We start from the raw sequence: 14,876 nt of genomic DNA, 5'->3' as shown, positions 1-14,876 counted from the left end.
CGGTGAGAGGACTGACAGGGTCCTCGGGTGCTCAGCGGCGCCGGTCCAGAGCCGCCCGGAGGTACGGAGCGGTGCGGCTGCCCGCGGCCTCGGCGACCTCCTCCGGAGTGCCCGTCGCGACCACCGAGCCGCCGGCCCGGCCCGCTCCCGGGCCGAGGTCCACGACCCAGTCCGCGTCGGCGACGACGCGCATGTCGTGCTCGACGACGATCACCGTGTTGCCCGCGTCGACCAGGTGCTGCAGGTGCTCGAGCAGGCGGTCGGCGTCGGCGGGATGCAGGCCCGACGTCGGCTCGTCGAGCAGGTAGAGCGTGTCCCCGCGCTGGGCGCGACGCAGCTCCGAGGCGAGCTTCACCCGCTGCGCCTCTCCCCCGGACAGCTCGGGCGCCGGCTGGCCGAGCGAGACGTAGCCGAGCCCCACGTCCACCAGCGCGTCGAGGTGGCGGGCGACCTCGCGGTCCTCGGCGAAGGCCTCGCGCGCATCGGCGACGCTCAGCGCGAGGACGTCGGCGATCGTCCGGCCGCCCAGGGTGACCTCGAGGGTCTCGTCGTTGTACCGGGTGCCGCCGCACGCCGTGCAGGGCGCCTCGACGGTCGGGAGGAACAGCAGCTCCACCTCCACGGAGCCCTCGCCCTTGCAGACGGGGCAGCGCCCGCTGGGCAGGTTGAAGGAGAAGCGGCTCGCCGAGAAGCGGCGGCGCTTCGCCTCCGGTGTGGCCGCGAAGAGCGTCCGCACCCGGTCGAACAGGCCCGTGTAGGTCGCGACGTTCGAGCGCGAGGTCCGGCCGATCGGGGTCTGGGTCACCTGCACCACCCGGCGCAGGCGGTCCGCGGGCCCGGAGGCGGTGCCGCGGGTCGCCGCCGCAGCCGCGTCGAGCAGCGGGTCCGCCTCCCCGCCCTCCTCGGCCGGCGCGTCCTCGGCGACGTCGGCGCGGAGCGAGGCGCGCAGCAGATCGGGCAGCGCCTGGTTCACGAGCGTCGACTTGCCCGACCCGGAGACGCCGGTGACCGCGGTGAGCACCCCGACCGGGAACGCGACGGAGAGGTCGTCGAGGGTGTGCCGCGAGACTCCGGCGAGCTCGATCCACTGCTCCGCGGTGCGGCGGGAGCGCAGCGGCGCCGGGTCGCCCTCGGGGAAGAGGTAGCGGCGGGTGACGGAGCCGCGGGCGCCCGGCAGGCCGTCGAGCGGGCCGGAGTAGACGACGGTGCCGCCCCCCGACCCCGCGCCCGGGCCGATGTCGACGATCCAGTCGGCCTCGCGGATGACGTCGAGGGAGTGCTCGACGAAGAAGACGGTGTTGCCGGTCGCCCGCAGGGTCCGCAGGATGCCGAGCAGCGCCTCCGTGTCGGCGGGGTGCAGGCCCGTGGACGGCTCGTCGAGCACGAAGACGACGCCGAAGAGGCGCGAGAGCACCTGCGTCGCGAGGCGCATCCGCTGGAGCTCCCCCGAGGAGAGCGTCGGCGTGGAGCGGTCGAGCGAGAGGTGGCCGAGGCCCAGGTCGACGATCGGCGCGAGGCGGGCGACGAGGTCCTCGACCAGCCGCTGCGCGGCCAGGCGGGTCTGCGGAGCGCCGTCGGCCGGGGTCCAGCCGGGCTCCAGCACGCGCCGCGCGACGACGACCAGCTCCTCGAGCGGGAGCGCTGACAGCTCGGTGATGTCGAGCCCCTCGAAGGTGACGGCGAGCGCGTCGGGCTTCAGCCTCCGGCCGCCGCACACCGGGCAGGCGACGCTGACGACGAACGAGGCCGCGCGCTCGCGCATCCGGGCGCTCTTCGAGCCGGCGAAGGTGTCGAGCACGTAGCGGCGCACCCCGAGGAACGTGCTCATGTAGCGCGGCTCGTCACCGGCGGCCACGGCCGCGCGCACCTCCGCGGGAGAGCGGTCGGTCCACACGGGAACCTGCGGGGAGTCGGGAGTGTGCAGGATCCAGTCGCGGTCCTCCGCGGGCAGGTCGCGCCACGGAGCGTCGATGTCGTGTCCGAGCGAGATCAGGCTGTCGCGCAGTTGCTTGCCGTGCCAGGCGGTCGGCCAGGCGGCGAGCGCCCCGTCGCGGATCGAGAGGGAGTCGTCCGGCACCATCAGCTCGTCGGGGACGTCGTAGACCCGGCCGATGCCGTGGCAGCTGGGGCACGCGCCCTGCACGGTGTTGGCCGAGAAGTCCTCTGCGAGCAGCATCGGCGCGCCCTCGGGGTAGGCGCCGATGCGCGAGAACACCATCCGCACCACGCTCGAGAGCGTCGTCGCACTGCCGACCGTGGAGCGGGCCGAGCCTCCGGAGCGCCGCTGCGGGAGGGCGACGGCCGGCGGCAGGCCCTCGATCGAGTCGACGTCCGGCACGCCGACCTGGTCGATCAGCCGCCGCGCGTAGGGGGCGACCGACTCGAAGTAGCGGCGCTGCGCCTCCGCGTAGAGCGTGCCGAAGGCGAGCGAGCTCTTGCCCGATCCGGAGACCCCCGTGAAGGCGACGAGGGCGTCGCGCGGCACGTCGACGTCGATGCTCCGGAGGTTGTTCTCGCGGGCGCCGCGCACGCGGACGTGGTCGAGGGGGTCGGTGGTTCCAGGCGCGCTCATCCGTACAGCCTGCCGTGCCGGGATGTGGGGCGGCCGCCGCGGAGCTCCGAGGCGCTCGACGCCGAGACGGCCCGCTCCCGGCCGAGGCACCGCAGTGGGGCGGTGTCTCGGCGGGGGCGGGCCGTCTCGGCGTCAGCGGCGCGCGTGCGTCAGCAGGTGCGCGCCGGGTAGGCCGCGGTCAGGGCGCCCGCGGTGAGCGAGGCGGCCGGGACCGAGGCCTGACGGGTGGTGAAGGCGGCCGAGGCGCTGGCGCCGGGGGCGGCGGTCAGCGTCTGCGAGGCGCCGAACGGCGAGCGGATGACGACCGAGAGGGGCGTCGTGCCCGTGTTCTTCACCACTCCGGTGAGGACGACCTTGCCCGCGACGCAGCGGGTGGACGCGGTGAGCGTCGAGGTCGGTGCCGTCACCACCACGGTCGCGGTGACCGTGACGGCCGTGGAGCTCGAGAGCCGACGGTCGGCGGCGTTGTAGGCCGTCGATCCGTTCGCGCCCACCCACTGGTTGTCGTTCGCACCGATCGTGCGGACGACTCCGGTGACGGAGTAGCGGCCGGGCGCCGTCGCCACCGCGGAGGTGTTCCAGGTGACCGGCTGCGAGGCGGTGCCCCGGTTGTAGGCGAGCACGACGTCGGCGCGGGCGGGCAGAGCCGCCGCGGCGTCGGTGCCGGAGGCGACCGTCACCTCGCCGAGGTCCGAGCGGACCGCGGAGGCGGCGTCGGCCGAGCGGACCTCGGCGTACTGCCCCGCGGTCAGCGAGACGATGCCGCCGTGCTTGGTCGACGAGGCGAGCGAGAAGCCCGGGTCGGTGAGCTGGGTCCAGCCCGTGTCGAGGTCGTTCGTCACCATCGGCTTGTAGCCGGTCGCGGGGATCACGTCGACGTACAGGTACCAGGTGTCCTCGCCGTGGTCCTTGAACACCGCGGGGCCCTCGACCCCACCGGGGTTGCCGCCGGACCACACCGCGCCGATGCGCGACTGGATCTGCGTCCACGAGGTCGTCGGCAGCCACCAGGTCGGCGAGGTGGTCGACTCCATGTAGATGCCCTTGCCGGTGCCGTTGTCCTTCGAGATCCGGTAGGTCGTGCCGGAGTCCTGGATCAGCGTGGTGTCGATCGTGTCGGCCCCGGTGTCGATGAAGGTGCCGCCGTAGGAGTAGGTGGCCTGCGTGAAGTCCGTGGTCGCTCCCCAGAGCACGCGGGAGGATCCGGTGCCCGGCGTGTGCGCCGCGGTCGGGTAGACCGTCGAGGACCAGTAGACGACGAACGCGCCCTTGCCGGGTCCCGCGTAGTCCGGCACCCACGTGGCCTCGGGAGCCCACATCATGCCGGCCTCGAGCTTCTTCGTCCCCGCGGCGTCGAGCGCCACGTCGAACTGCCGGACGTCGCTCCACGACACGAGGTCGCTCGACTCCCAGACGTTCATCTTCGTGCTGCCCTTGGTGGTCCAGTAGCACCAGGTGTCGCAGGTGCTGGGGCCCCGGTCGCCGCCGAAGACGCGGAGGTCCGTGGCGATGATGTAGTACTTCTTCGTGTCGGGGTTGTAGGTCAGGTACGGGTCGCGGACACCGGTGGTGCCGAGGTCGGAGGCCAGGATCGGCTTCGCGCCGTTGAGCGGGTCCCACTTCTCCGGGTCGTCGCCGCGGGAGACGTCGAGGTAGATCTTCTCGGCGTAGCCCTGGGAGTCCTCGACGAAGTGGACCATCATGTAGCCGTAGGGGGTGTCGACGCCGACCTGCGGCTCGACCGTCACGGCGATCGAGCGGGTCTGCACGATTCCGCGGATCGACGCCGTCGCGGTGAGCGTCGAGGCGCGCGCGGCCTGGCCCACGGCGGGGCGGTCGGCGCTGAGGGTGCGGCCGTCGGCCGAGACGCGCAGGGTCGGGTCGCTGGAGGACCAGGTCACCGCTCCCCCGTAGTCGGGCAGGTTCGTGGTCGAGTCGTCGACGGTGAGCGGGGCGACCCCGGCCAGCACGGCGGCGGCGATCGGGGAGAACGTGGAGGCGTGAGGCTTCGCGTCGACGCTCGACACGGCCACCACCTCCGCCCCGGTGAGCGCGCGGTCGTAGACGCGGAACGCCGAGACCTCGCCCGTGTAGAACGGGTCGGGGTACGGTGCTCGGCCGATCGTGTTCAGCGACTGGTCCGCCACCGACGAGGGGCGCAGAGCGGTGGGCGCCGAGGCGACCTGGACGCCGTCGACGAAGAACGAGATCGTGCCGGCGCTGCCGTCGATCACCGAGGTGAGGCTGTACCAGCGGTCGGCGGTCAGGGCGGAGGCGCTGCGGGCGTTGTTCTCGCCGTTCCCTCCGCTGGTCGTGATCGCGGTGCGCACCCGGTCGCGGACGGACGCGAACCAGTACTGGTTCGTGCTGTCGCTGCCGATGTTCCACAGGAAGTGGAAGTTCGAGAGCATCGACGCGTCGGCGCGGGTCTCGATCGTGACGGTGGCCGACGAGCGACCGGTCAGCAGGTTCGCGGGCAGCTGCACCCAGGGGGCGGTGGTGCTGCTCTTGGGGCCGCCGGTGAGGCGGAGCGACGTGCCGGTCCAGAGCGCGTCGGTCGCGTTGCGGACGGTGGCGGCTCCCACGCCTCCGCTCACGGTGTTCGGGACCGTGCTGCCGGTGGTCTGCGTGAACCGGTAGTCGGCGAGGAGGCCCTGCTGCGGGATCACGGCATCGGCCGCCTGCGCGGCCGGAGCCGGGGCGACGAGGCCCGAGAGCAGCACTGCTCCGAGGCCGAGCGCGGCGAGCGCGGCGCGCAGCGGCGCTCGCCGCGCGGGTGTGGTGGTGGGGGGCATGGTGCTCCTTCGGTGGAGTGGTGCGGTTCAGGGAGGGGGAGAGGATCTCGGGGTGCCGAGCCCTGCTGGGTCGAGCAGCGCCGTCAGGGGCGTGTCGGAGCCTGTGTGCGGAGCACGAAGGGCTCGATACGCCGCCGGGCGGCTGCTCGACCGGCAGGGAGGGGCAGCTGCTCGACCGGCACGAGGGATCAGCCGCCGGGGTTCGTGTCGGTGTACCCGGTGGTCGGGGCGGTGGTGCCGAGTGCCGCGAGGGTGGGCGCCTTCCGCATCACGACGGGGTTGCCCGGGCTGTCGCGACCATGGAGCAGTCGCCGTCGTGGAACTCGATCGCGGGGTCGGCGGTGTCCGGCGCGATCGGGTCGGTGGAGGTCGGCTCGCCGAGGGCGACGGCCGGGGAGGCGGCGGTGAAGGGCAGCGGAGCCACCGCGGCGAGGAGGATCAGCAGCCCGGCCGTGTGGCTGCGCCGGAGCCCCGCGGATCGGGGGAGCTCGGCGTCGACGGGCGTCGATGCGGTCGTCATCGTGACTCCATCGTCAGGGGCGGCGTGGGGCCCGGAGGCGCACCGTGAGCGGCGCGCCCCCGGGGGCGGGGGGGCTGCGGAGAGGCGCCGGAGGGCGCCAAGGGGAGAGGCCCGGTGGACCTCGGAGAAGAACTCGCCGTGACTCGCAGGATCCGGCGCGACCTCCACCTCGAGGCCTCCGACGCCGCCAGCTGCACGGTTTGTTCACGGTAACAGGGCGTCTGCGCAAACTCAACGGCCCCCGTGAGCGGGGGTGACATCACTTCACGGCGCCTGCGGTCCGCGCGGTCGCTTTCGTCACGGAGGAAGGATCCGCGGCGCCCCGTGGAACGGCGCAGGCGACGTGGGCCGGATCGGACGTTCGTCGTGAGTCGTGATCAGCACCGCCGTCCCGAGCCGCCGTCCTCTTTCTTCCACCGCCGCTCGCGCCTCCGCCGCCGCTGTCAAGAGGGGAGAGACGGTCCGCGCCCCTCGCCTAGGGTGCCGGGATGCCCCACACCCGGACGTCCCGCGCCGCCCTCGCCTGGCGGGAGGCGGTCACCGGCTCGCGCCTCATGCTCGCTCTCAAGACGGCGCTGGCGGTCGGCATCGCCTGGGCCGTCGCGCCGCTCGCTCCCGGAGTCGCGGAGCAGTACCCGTACTACGCGCCGCTCGGCGCCCTCGTCAGCATGTACCCGACCTTGATGGGCTCGGTCCGCACCGGACTGCAGACCCTGCTCGGCCTGGCGGCGGGGATCGGGCTCGCCGCCCTCGTGGTCGTCACCGTCGGACCGACCTGGTGGACGATCCCGCTCGTCGTCGGGATCGGCGTGGTCCTCTCGGGTACGGGGTGGTTCGGCGCGGGCCGCGAGTACGTGCCGATGGCGGCCCTCTTCGTGCTCATCATCGGCGGGGCCGACGCCGAGGACTACTCCCTCGGCTACCTCGTGCAGATGGCGGTGGGCGTGGTGGTGGGGCTGCTGGTGAACGTGGTCGTCGCCCCCGGGCTCACCGTCGAGGCGGCGTCCGCCCGGGTCGACGCGTTCCAGCGCGAGCTCGCGGAGCACCTGCGCCAGCTGGCCGCCGCGCTCGAGGAGACGTGGCCGCCCGAGCACGAGGCCTGGGCGCGCAACGGCGAGGAGCTGGCCCGGACGGCGGAGGAGGTCCGCGCGGCCCTCGCGGACGCGGACGAGAGTCGCAAGGGGAACCCGCGCGCGCTGCTGCACCGCCGCGACTCCCGGTCCGACCACCTCCGCCTCGAGACGCTCGACGCGATCCTCTTCCACGTCCGCGATCTGAGCGGCGCCCTCGCGGACACCATCTGGGAGCGGCCGGGCGCGCTCCCGTTCGATCCGGCGCTCGGTCCGCCGCTGAGCGAGGCCTGCCGGGCGGTCGCCGACGCGATCGACCGCGACGACGCCGGCTCCCCCGCCGCGCACCGGGCGATAGGAAGCGCGGCCCGCGCGATCCGGCACCTCGTGCAGGTCGTCGACGAGCGGACCGCCGCGACCTCCCGGACCCTCGGGCCCGGCGTCCTCGCGGCGATGCACCTCCGCCGCATCCTGGTGCGCCTGCAGCACGACAGCGCGGAACCGCAGGAGGAGTGAGGGCTGGCGCCTCCTGCCCCATACTGATATGGTGATGGGACATCAGGAGGACGGGGACGACGTGGAGCGGACGGTGACGACGACGAGCCTCCGTGGTCGCGCGCCGGAGCGGACGACCACGGAGGCTCACCTGGCCTTCGGGCAGGCGCTACTCGCAGACGAAGAAGGCGACCTCCACGTAGCCCATCGTCTGCGAACGGGTGTCGACGTCGGAGTTCTCGACGGTCACGCCGGACGCGGCGAAGCTGCTGCCTCCTGCGCCCGTCGACGCGTTGGCCGCGTAGGAGCCGCCACCCCGCACCCACAGGGAGGTGCCGCCGCCGGCACCGCCGAAGTAGCCGCCGCCACCGCCACCGGACGCATAGGTCACCTGGCGGCTCGCGTTCGTCCTCGCTGCGCCGGCACCGCCGTCGCGCCCGGAGCCCGGGCTGCCGAGAACCGTCTCGGTCACGTTGACCGTCGTCACACCGGGCTGCCCCGGCCCGGTCTGGCTTCCGCCGGTGCTCGGGGCCTGCTCCGTGGAGCCGGTGCTGCTGTCCGCGCGCGAGACGGCGCTGTCGTAGCCGGAGCCGCCGACGGGACCGCCGGACCCCGCGTTCGGCCCGACGCGGGCGGACCGGGTGAAGTCGTTCGAGGTGAAGCCGGCTGCGCTACCGCCGCCGCCGCCCGCGATGACGAGCAGGGAGCCCGCGGCGGTGATCCCGCTGGCCCCGCCCCCTCCTCCGGAGCCGATGTAGCCCGGAGTGCCCGGAGCCCCGCCGTTGCCGAGCCCCCGGCCGCCGGCCTGGTTGCTGCCGCCCGAGCCCGCGGTGATGACGATCTCGGACGCTCCGCCGAGCGCGTCGACGGGGATGGTGCCCGTCACCCGCGCACCGGCGCTGGTGACGTCCGACCCGGTGCGGACGCCGCCGCCGTCTCCGCCGACCGCCGTGAAGCGGACCCACTGGGTTCCCGCGGGCACGGGGATCGTCCGAGCCGCGAGCGCGGTGGTCGAGGTGGCGTCGATGCGCTGCGCGTCCTGCAGGGCGCACTGGGGGGCGGTTGAGGCCGAGGCCATCGGAGCGGCGATCGAGGCGGCCACAACAGGAATCGCCCATGCGGCGCCCTTCACCACGGTTCGGCGCTGGGTCAGACGATCGGGGGCGCCGGTCGGCGTGCTGGTGTCTTCGTTCTGCATCGGAGTCCTTCTGTCATCGTGCACCCCTGGGTATCGGGGGCAGAGTCGGGTGAGAGGCGCGGGAGGATGCCCGTGCCGCTCCGACAGAGTCGCCTGCTCCGCGACGGGGCACGCCGCTCGAGGCCGCTCTGGCGCGAACCTGCCCTGAGGCGGCGCGCCGCGCCCCCCGCGCCTCATCCTCAGCGACTTCTCCGCAGCGCCGACCAGTCGTGGACGACGTCGCAGATGCCCCGTCGGACTCGCCGATACGGACCCTCCGAGCGGGCGGCCCGACTCGCGAGCACCCCGGGCCGAGCGGCCCGGAGAGCCCGCGACGGGCGAGCGCAGCACCCGACGTCAGTCCGGCGCCGGCCCGCGACGGCCGAACGGGCAGCCCGGCGTCACGCCCCGACGGCCGAACGGCCAGCCCGGCATCAGCCCAGCGCCAGCCCGGCGTCAGCCCGCGTCGGCGAGCAGCGCCTCGCGGTCGAGCCGCTTCGCGTAGCAGCGCGCGCTCGGCTCGTCGCCCCAGTAGCCGTAGCCCGCGATCGGGTCGTAGCCGGCGCTCGCGTAGAGCGCCATCGCCTCCGGCTGCTCCGTGCCGGTGACCAGTCGGAGCAGCTCCACGCCCTCGCGGGCCGCCAGCCGCTCGACGCCGGCGAGCAGCACGCGGCTGAGCCCGCGGCCCCGCGCGGCGCTCACCACGAACATCCGCTTGATCTCGCCGATGCCGTCCTCGACCGCGAGCGCCACGCAGCCGACGAGCCCGCCGTCGACCTCGAGCAGCAGGGTCGGAGCGTCGGCGGGAGGGCGCGGACCGGTGTCGTCGCCGCCGTAGCGGGCGAGGAGGTCGGCCTCCTGCAGGGCGAAGAGGTCCGTGGCGGCCGAGTCTCCGGCCGTGGTCTCGATCAGGCGGTGCACGGCACGATGCTACGGCGCGGCGGCGAGCCCCGCGGCGATCCCGGTCAGCTGCTCGAGCACGACCCGCACGGCCGAGCGCTCCAGCGTCTCGGGCCGGGCGAGGCAGTCGATGTGGCGGCCGAGCCCCGGGATCCCGAGCGGCCGCAGCACCACCTCCGGCGTGCGCCGCAGGTCGGTCGTGTACCGCGGCAGCAGCGCCACGCCGTCGCCCGCCGACACGACCGCCGCCGCGACCAGGAAGTCGTTGATCCGGTGCGGGATGCGCGCGTCGCCGCCCGCGAGGACCGCGATGGCGTCGATCGCCCGCTCCAGGGGGAAGCCCTCGTGCACCGCGACCCACTCCTCGTCGCGGAGGTCGGCGGGACGGACGACGTCCTTCGCGGCGAGCGGATGGTCGCGCCGCAGCGCGAGGTCGAGCGGCTCGAAGAGGAGGGGCGTGGAGCGCACGGTCCCGGGCCACTCGGCGCTGCCGGCGAGCCGGTGCGCGACGACCAGGTCGTGATCCGCGGTCAGCCCGGCGAAGGCGCTCTGCGCCACGTCGAAGTCGGCGAGCGCGACGCCCGGCCGACCCGGTGCGCGCAGCGCCTCCAGCAGCGGGCCGAACATCGCCAGCCCCGCGCTGTGGAACGCGGCGACCGAGACGGTGCCGCTCGGCTCCCCCTCGAAGTCCGCGACCGCCCGGGCCGCGCGCTCGAGCGCCACCTCCACCTCGACCACGGCGGCCGCGAGAGCGCGGCCGGCGGGGGTCAGCGCGGTCCGGCGCCCGTCGCGGAAGGTCAGCGCCGTCGGCGTGCGGCGCTGCAGCGCGCTGATCTGCTGCGAGACGGAGGAGGGGGACACCCGCATCGCGGCGGCGACGGCGGCGATGCTCCCGCGCTCGCCGAGCTCCCGCAGAGCCCTGAGCTGTCCGAGTTCCATGAGTTCCAACTTACGCGTCGGCGCAGAAGATGCAGTCTTGTCCTGCGGGTCTCCGTGCCGCCACGATGAGCCGTGCGCGCTCTCCTCTCCCGCTTCCGGGTCGACCTCCTCCTGCTCGTGGTTGCCGCCTCCTGGGGCTCGACCTACTTCGCGGCGAAGGAGCTCGTCACCGACTCGAGCGTGATGGCGCTGCTCGGCTCGCGGATGACCCTCGCCGCGCTGTGCCTGGCCGTGATCGTCGCGGCGCGGCGGCACCGGATCACCGCGGCGGAGTGGCGGGTCGGCGTGACCATCGGGGCGCTGCTCGCGACGATCTTCGCGCTCGAGACCTACGGCATCGCCGGCACCTCCGCCACCAACGCGGGCCTCATCATCAGCCTGACGATCGTGATCACGCCGATCCTCGACTCCGCCGTCTCGAAGCGCCGCCTCCCGGGCCGCTTCCTGCTCGCATGCCTCGTCGCGGTCGTCGGAGTCGCGCTGCTCGCAGGCAACGGCGCCCTCCGCCCGCTCTCCCCCGGCGACCTGCTGATCCTCGGCGCCGCCGTCGTACGGGCCGTGCACGTCACCTCGATGCACCGCCTCTCGGCCCGGGCGCCGATGGACTCCCTCCGCCTGACCACGGTCCAGCTCGGCACCTGCGCCGTCGTCTTCAGCGCCGCGTCGCTCGTCGTCGGCGTGCCGATCCCCGAGTACGTCGCGGGGCTCGACCCCGTGGGCGCCGGCCTGTTCCTCTACCTCGTCCTGGTCTGCACCGTCTTCGGCTTCCTCGTGCAGACGTGGGCGGTCCGCCGCACCTCCCCCTCCCGCGTCAGCCTCCTGCTGGGCACCGAGCCGGTGTGGGCCGCGGTCGTCGGAGTCGCGCTCGCCCGCGACCCGATCGCGCCGGTCGGCTTCCTCGGCATCGCGCTGATCCTCGCGGGCACGGCCTGGGGGCGCTCCCTCGAGCAGCGGACGGCGTCCGACGTACCGACCGCGGCGGCCGCTCCGGAGGCGCTGCTCGCCCCCGAGCCGGAGGACGAGCACCGGCGTCCCGTCGAGCGGTAGCCGGGTCAAGGTACTCGCGTGCGGCGCCCCGATGTGGGGGAATCGGATCGGGAGGCGTCCGCCGCGGGCGCCGCCGGAGGAGGATCCATGTCGCTCAGCGTGCTGTTCATCGGCGGGACGGGCATCATCAGCGCCGCCTGCGTCCGCGAGGCGCTGCGGCTCGGCCACGACGTGACCGTGCTGAACCGGGGGCGGACGTCGCTCCGCCCGCTGCCCGAGGGCGTCCGCGAGGTGCAGGCCGACGGCCGCGACCGCGACTCCGTCGCCGCCGCTCTCGGCGACAAGACCTTCGACGCCGTGATCGACTTCGTCGCCTTCACGCCCGAGCACGTGCAGCAGGACATCGACCTGTTCGCCGGCCGCACGGGCCAGTACGTCTTCATCAGCTCGGCCTCGGCCTACCAGAAGCCGCCGCGCAGCCTCCCGGTCACCGAGTCGACTCCGCTCCGGAACCCCTACTGGCAGTACTCCCGCGACAAGATCGCGTGCGAGGACCTGCTCGTGGCCGAGTACCGCGCGAGCGGCTTCCCGGTCACGATCGTCCGCCCCTCGCACACCTACGACCGCACCGCGCTGCCCGTCGACGGAGGCTGGACCGTCGTCGACCGGATGCGCCGCGGCCAGGAGGTGGTCGTCCTCGGCGACGGCACCTCGCTCTGGACGCTGACGCACGCCGACGACGTCGCCGTCGGCCTGGTCGGCCTCCTCGGCGCCTCCGCCGCGATCGGCGAGGCCTTCCACATCACCGGCGACGAGACGCCGACCTGGGACGAGATCCACCACGACCTCGCCGCGGCGGCCGGAGTCGAGCCGCGCCTCGTGCACGTCGCCTCCGACGCGATCGCCGCCGCCGACCCCGAGCTCGGTGCCGGGATCGTCGGCGACAAGGCGCACTCGATGGTGTTCGACAACGCGAAGATCCGCCGCCTCGTCCCGGCCTACTCCCCCTCGGTGCGCTTCAGCGACGGCGCCCGCGAGATCGTGGAGTGGTACGACGCCGACGAGTCGCGCCGCGTGGTCGACGAGCGGATGAACGGCCTGTTCGACGCGCTGATCGAGCGGTACCGGCCGCGCCCGCTGTGAGGGTCGGGCGGGGGGTGCGCGAGTCCGCCGGCTCCGCCCCTCCCGGCCGCTGCACCCCGCTCGGCTCCTCCGCCCGCGCCGGCGCCCCCGCTCAGCCGATCGGCTCGAGCCGCACCAGGAACCCGCCCGGCACTCCCGGCTGCAGCTCCTGGTACTCGGACGGCACGCGGTAGGAGCCCTCGCCGACCGCGGTCACGGTGAAGGCGTCGTCCGTGCGCGTCCCCGCGAGGAAGACGGTGTAGACGTCGGTGCCGTCCTCGGCGGTGCGCTTCCCGGCCGCCGCGCCGACCCAGCGGTGCCCGCCCGGATCGGCCGTCGCCGTCTCCCCGAGGGTCGCGTCGATCGCGGCCGGGTCGACGTTCACGGCGCGGATCCCGTCCTGGCACTCGCGCCAGACGCCCGTGAATCGGGGGTCGGGGTCGGAGTAGCAGAACATCATCGACCCGTCGGGCGCGACGTGCAGGTCGCCGTAGCCGCCGACCACCGGCCCGGAGACGGGGGCGGTCGTGGGCCCGGTCGTCGGCTCGGGGTCGGCCGGCGCGGTGCACCCGGCGAGCGCGAGGACGAGCACCGCCACCGCTCCCGCTCGCCACCTCATGTGCGCAACCTACTGGAGCCGCGCCTCCGCCCGTCCGTGTGCCGGGCCGGGAGTCGGCCGAGCGTCCGCCGGGAGCCGGCCCGCCCTCAGACCAGCCGACGGCCGCTGAAGCGGTCGACGGGGGCGTCGTGCCGCATCGCCCGCTCGTACATCCGCCGGAACGGCTCGGTGAGCACGCCGTTCGTGCGGTCCAGCGAGTCCTGCCAGGCCACGATCTCCCCCAGCTGCGCGGCGAGATCCGCGCGGAGGGCCGCCTCGTCGACGGTGGTCGAGACGCCCTTCGAGACGACGATCCGGCCCGCGACGATCACGGTGTCGATCGACGAGCCGTTCTCGGAGTAGACGAGCTGGTTCTCGAGCCGCTGGCGCGGGGTGAAGTTCAGCGTCTCGAGGTCGTAGACGACGAGGTCGGCCTGCTTGCCGACCTCGATGCTGCCGGTGACGTCGTCGAGCACGGCGCTGCGCGCGCCTCCGATCGTGCCGGCGGTGAGCACCTCGGACACGGTCGGCCAGGTGGCGATGTCCGGATCCGTGACCTTGTGCAGGAGCGCCGCGGCCTTCACGACGTCGAGCATGCGCGGCGAGTCGCTGCTCGAGCAGCCGTCGGTGCCGAGGCCGAGGTTCACGCCCGCGTCGTGCAGCGCGCGCCACGGGGCGATGCCCGAGCCGAGCTTGAGGTTCGAGATCGGGTTGTGCGAGACGGACGTGCCGGCGGCGGCGATCCGCTCCATGTCGGAGTCGGTGAGCCAGATCCCGTGGGCGAAGGTCGTGTTCGGCGAGAGCGCGCCGATCCGCTCCATGTACTCGACCAGGGTCGAGCCGTAGGACAGCTCGCCGGTCACCAGCTGCGTCTTCGTCTCGAGGACGTGGATGTGGCACTCCGCCCCGTGCTCGAGCGCCAGCTCGGTCGCCCCGACGAGCAGCTCGGGCCCGCAGCGCTGAGGAGCGGACGGGGCGACCATGTAGCGCAGCCGCCCGCCTCCCCTCCCGTGCTGGGTCGCGAACGCCTCGCGGCTGAAGGCGAGGTAGCCCTCCGTCGTCGGGCGCGACGCCGACCGCGCCTGGTCGAGGATCTCCGCGGGCACGTACTCCTCGAGGAACGGCATCGTCTCGTGGAAGGGCCTGCTGATCACGTGGCCCGAGATGTTGGCGCGGACTCCGATCTCGTCGTACGCGTCGAAGACCGCGGCGAGCTGCTCCGCGTCCTGGTCCGGGTTCTCGAGCACGTCGTCGACCAGGGTCGTGACCCCGGCCTTCAGCGATTCGAGGGCGAAGAGCGACGAGCGCAGCCGCACCAGATCCGGAGCGACGCGGCTGTTCCCGAGGATCGGGTACGACAGCAGCATCCACAGCTCGAGCGGCAGGTTGTCGTAGCGGCCCTTGTAGAGGTACTCCCACGAGTGGGTGTGGGCGTTGACGAAGCCGGGGACGACCAGGCGGTCGCGCCCGTCGATCACCTCGTCGCCCGGCTCGGGGACGAGGCCCGGGCCGATCGCGACGATCAGCTCGTCGACGATGCGGATGCTCGCCGTGATCGGGACGGCGCCCGAGACCGGGTCCATGGTGATCACGGCGGCGTCGGAGAGGAAGAGGGGCATGGCGGTTCCGTTCGTGGTGCGGGGTGGCGGTGTTCGGCTTCTTCGTCCTCCTCGGGCAGCGGACGGGGGCGACCGGGATGCT

The 14,876-nt window shown here is 73.9% G+C and carries 11 protein-coding genes; 3 read left to right on the top strand and 8 right to left on the bottom strand.

Annotation, left to right across the window (positions count from 1 at the left end):
• Positions 1 to 31: 31 nt before the first annotated feature.
• The 3 genes from C5C55_RS15210 to C5C55_RS15200 form a co-directional block, all read right to left on the bottom strand.
• Positions 32 to 2,572 (bottom strand): excinuclease ABC subunit UvrA, encoded by a 2,541-nt coding sequence (locus tag C5C55_RS15210; RefSeq protein ID WP_104234493.1) that lies wholly within the window; start codon positions 2,570 to 2,572, stop codon positions 32 to 34.
• A 149-nt stretch (positions 2,573 to 2,721) separates the two neighbouring features.
• Entirely contained in the window at positions 2,722 to 5,367 is a 2,646-nt protein-coding gene (locus C5C55_RS15205; RefSeq protein ID WP_104234492.1) for a LamG-like jellyroll fold domain-containing protein, read from the bottom strand.
• Positions 5,368 to 5,635: 268 nt separating this feature from the next.
• Complete coding sequence (locus tag C5C55_RS15200) at positions 5,636 to 5,887, bottom strand: hypothetical protein (RefSeq protein ID WP_104234491.1); 252 nt, start codon at positions 5,885 to 5,887, stop codon at positions 5,636 to 5,638.
• Positions 5,888 to 6,375: 488 nt separating this feature from the next.
• Here C5C55_RS15200 and C5C55_RS15195 point away from each other — a divergent pair, with 488 nt between their 5' ends.
• Entirely contained in the window at positions 6,376 to 7,473 is a 1,098-nt protein-coding gene (locus tag C5C55_RS15195; protein WP_104234490.1) for an aromatic acid exporter family protein, read from the top strand.
• A gap of 148 nt (positions 7,474 to 7,621) precedes the next feature.
• Here the strand turns inward: C5C55_RS15195 and C5C55_RS15190 are convergent, their stop codons facing one another.
• The 3 genes from C5C55_RS15190 to C5C55_RS15180 all read right to left on the bottom strand — a co-directional run bounded on the left by C5C55_RS15190 (position 7,622) and on the right by C5C55_RS15180 (position 10,468).
• Complete coding sequence (locus tag C5C55_RS15190) at positions 7,622 to 8,650, bottom strand: hypothetical protein (RefSeq protein ID WP_104351504.1); 1,029 nt, start codon at positions 8,648 to 8,650, stop codon at positions 7,622 to 7,624.
• 435 nt (positions 8,651 to 9,085) lie between these two features.
• On the bottom strand, positions 9,086 to 9,550 hold the full coding sequence (locus tag C5C55_RS15185) for a GNAT family N-acetyltransferase (RefSeq protein ID WP_104234489.1): 465 nt from the start codon (positions 9,548 to 9,550) through the stop codon (positions 9,086 to 9,088).
• A 9-nt stretch (positions 9,551 to 9,559) separates the two neighbouring features.
• Positions 9,560 to 10,468: a LysR family transcriptional regulator gene (locus tag C5C55_RS15180; protein WP_104226987.1), complete on the bottom strand. Its 909-nt coding sequence runs from the start codon at positions 10,466 to 10,468 to the stop codon at positions 9,560 to 9,562.
• Between the two features lie 72 nt (positions 10,469 to 10,540).
• Between C5C55_RS15180 and C5C55_RS15175 the strand changes: the two genes are divergently transcribed.
• Together C5C55_RS15175 and C5C55_RS15170 are read left to right on the top strand one after the other, a co-directional pair.
• Entirely contained in the window at positions 10,541 to 11,515 is a 975-nt protein-coding gene (locus C5C55_RS15175; RefSeq protein ID WP_219813022.1) for a DMT family transporter, read from the top strand.
• An 87-nt stretch (positions 11,516 to 11,602) separates the two neighbouring features.
• The gene (locus C5C55_RS15170) at positions 11,603 to 12,598 is read left to right on the top strand and encodes an SDR family oxidoreductase (protein WP_104234488.1); all 996 of its coding nucleotides are present in this window, start codon (positions 11,603 to 11,605) and stop codon (positions 12,596 to 12,598) included.
• Between the two features lie 91 nt (positions 12,599 to 12,689).
• On the opposite strand, the gene C5C55_RS15165 is transcribed toward C5C55_RS15170, so the two are convergent.
• Both C5C55_RS15165 and C5C55_RS15160 read right to left on the bottom strand, forming a co-directional pair.
• A complete protein-coding gene (locus C5C55_RS15165) occupies positions 12,690 to 13,196 on the bottom strand; it encodes a hypothetical protein (protein WP_146080965.1) in 507 nt (168 codons plus the stop codon).
• 86 nt (positions 13,197 to 13,282) lie between these two features.
• Positions 13,283 to 14,794 (bottom strand): amidohydrolase family protein, encoded by a 1,512-nt coding sequence (locus C5C55_RS15160; RefSeq protein WP_104234486.1) that lies wholly within the window; start codon positions 14,792 to 14,794, stop codon positions 13,283 to 13,285.
• Positions 14,795 to 14,876 lie beyond the last annotated feature (82 nt).

The organism is Rathayibacter sp. AY1C2 (assembly GCF_002931195.1).
Classification (GTDB): domain Bacteria; phylum Actinomycetota; class Actinomycetes; order Actinomycetales; family Microbacteriaceae; genus Rathayibacter.
Note: the sequence above shows the minus strand (reverse complement) of the source record. Positions and strands in the feature narration are given on the sequence as shown.

Bases quoted from the DNA above. Each gene is read 5' to 3' on its own strand.
- C5C55_RS15160 (WP_104234486.1), bottom strand. From the start codon at position 14,794: ATGCCCCTCTTCCTCTCCGACGCCGCCGTGATCACCATGGACCCGGTC.
- C5C55_RS15170 (WP_104234488.1), top strand. From the start codon at position 11,603: ATGTCGCTCAGCGTGCTGTTCATCGGCGGGACGGGCATCATCAGCGCC.
- C5C55_RS15180 (WP_104226987.1), bottom strand. From the start codon at position 10,468: ATGGAACTCGGACAGCTCAGGGCTCTGCGGGAGCTCGGCGAGCGCGGG.
- C5C55_RS15210 (WP_104234493.1), bottom strand. From the start codon at position 2,572: ATGAGCGCGCCTGGAACCACCGACCCCCTCGACCACGTCCGCGTGCGC.
- C5C55_RS15165 (WP_146080965.1), bottom strand. From the start codon at position 13,196: ATGAGGTGGCGAGCGGGAGCGGTGGCGGTGCTCGTCCTCGCGCTCGCC.
- C5C55_RS15195 (WP_104234490.1), top strand. From the start codon at position 6,376: ATGCCCCACACCCGGACGTCCCGCGCCGCCCTCGCCTGGCGGGAGGCG.
- C5C55_RS15200 (WP_104234491.1), bottom strand. From the start codon at position 5,887: ATGACGACCGCATCGACGCCCGTCGACGCCGAGCTCCCCCGATCCGCG.
- C5C55_RS15190 (WP_104351504.1), bottom strand. From the start codon at position 8,650: ATGCAGAACGAAGACACCAGCACGCCGACCGGCGCCCCCGATCGTCTG.
- C5C55_RS15205 (WP_104234492.1), bottom strand. From the start codon at position 5,367: ATGCCCCCCACCACCACACCCGCGCGGCGAGCGCCGCTGCGCGCCGCG.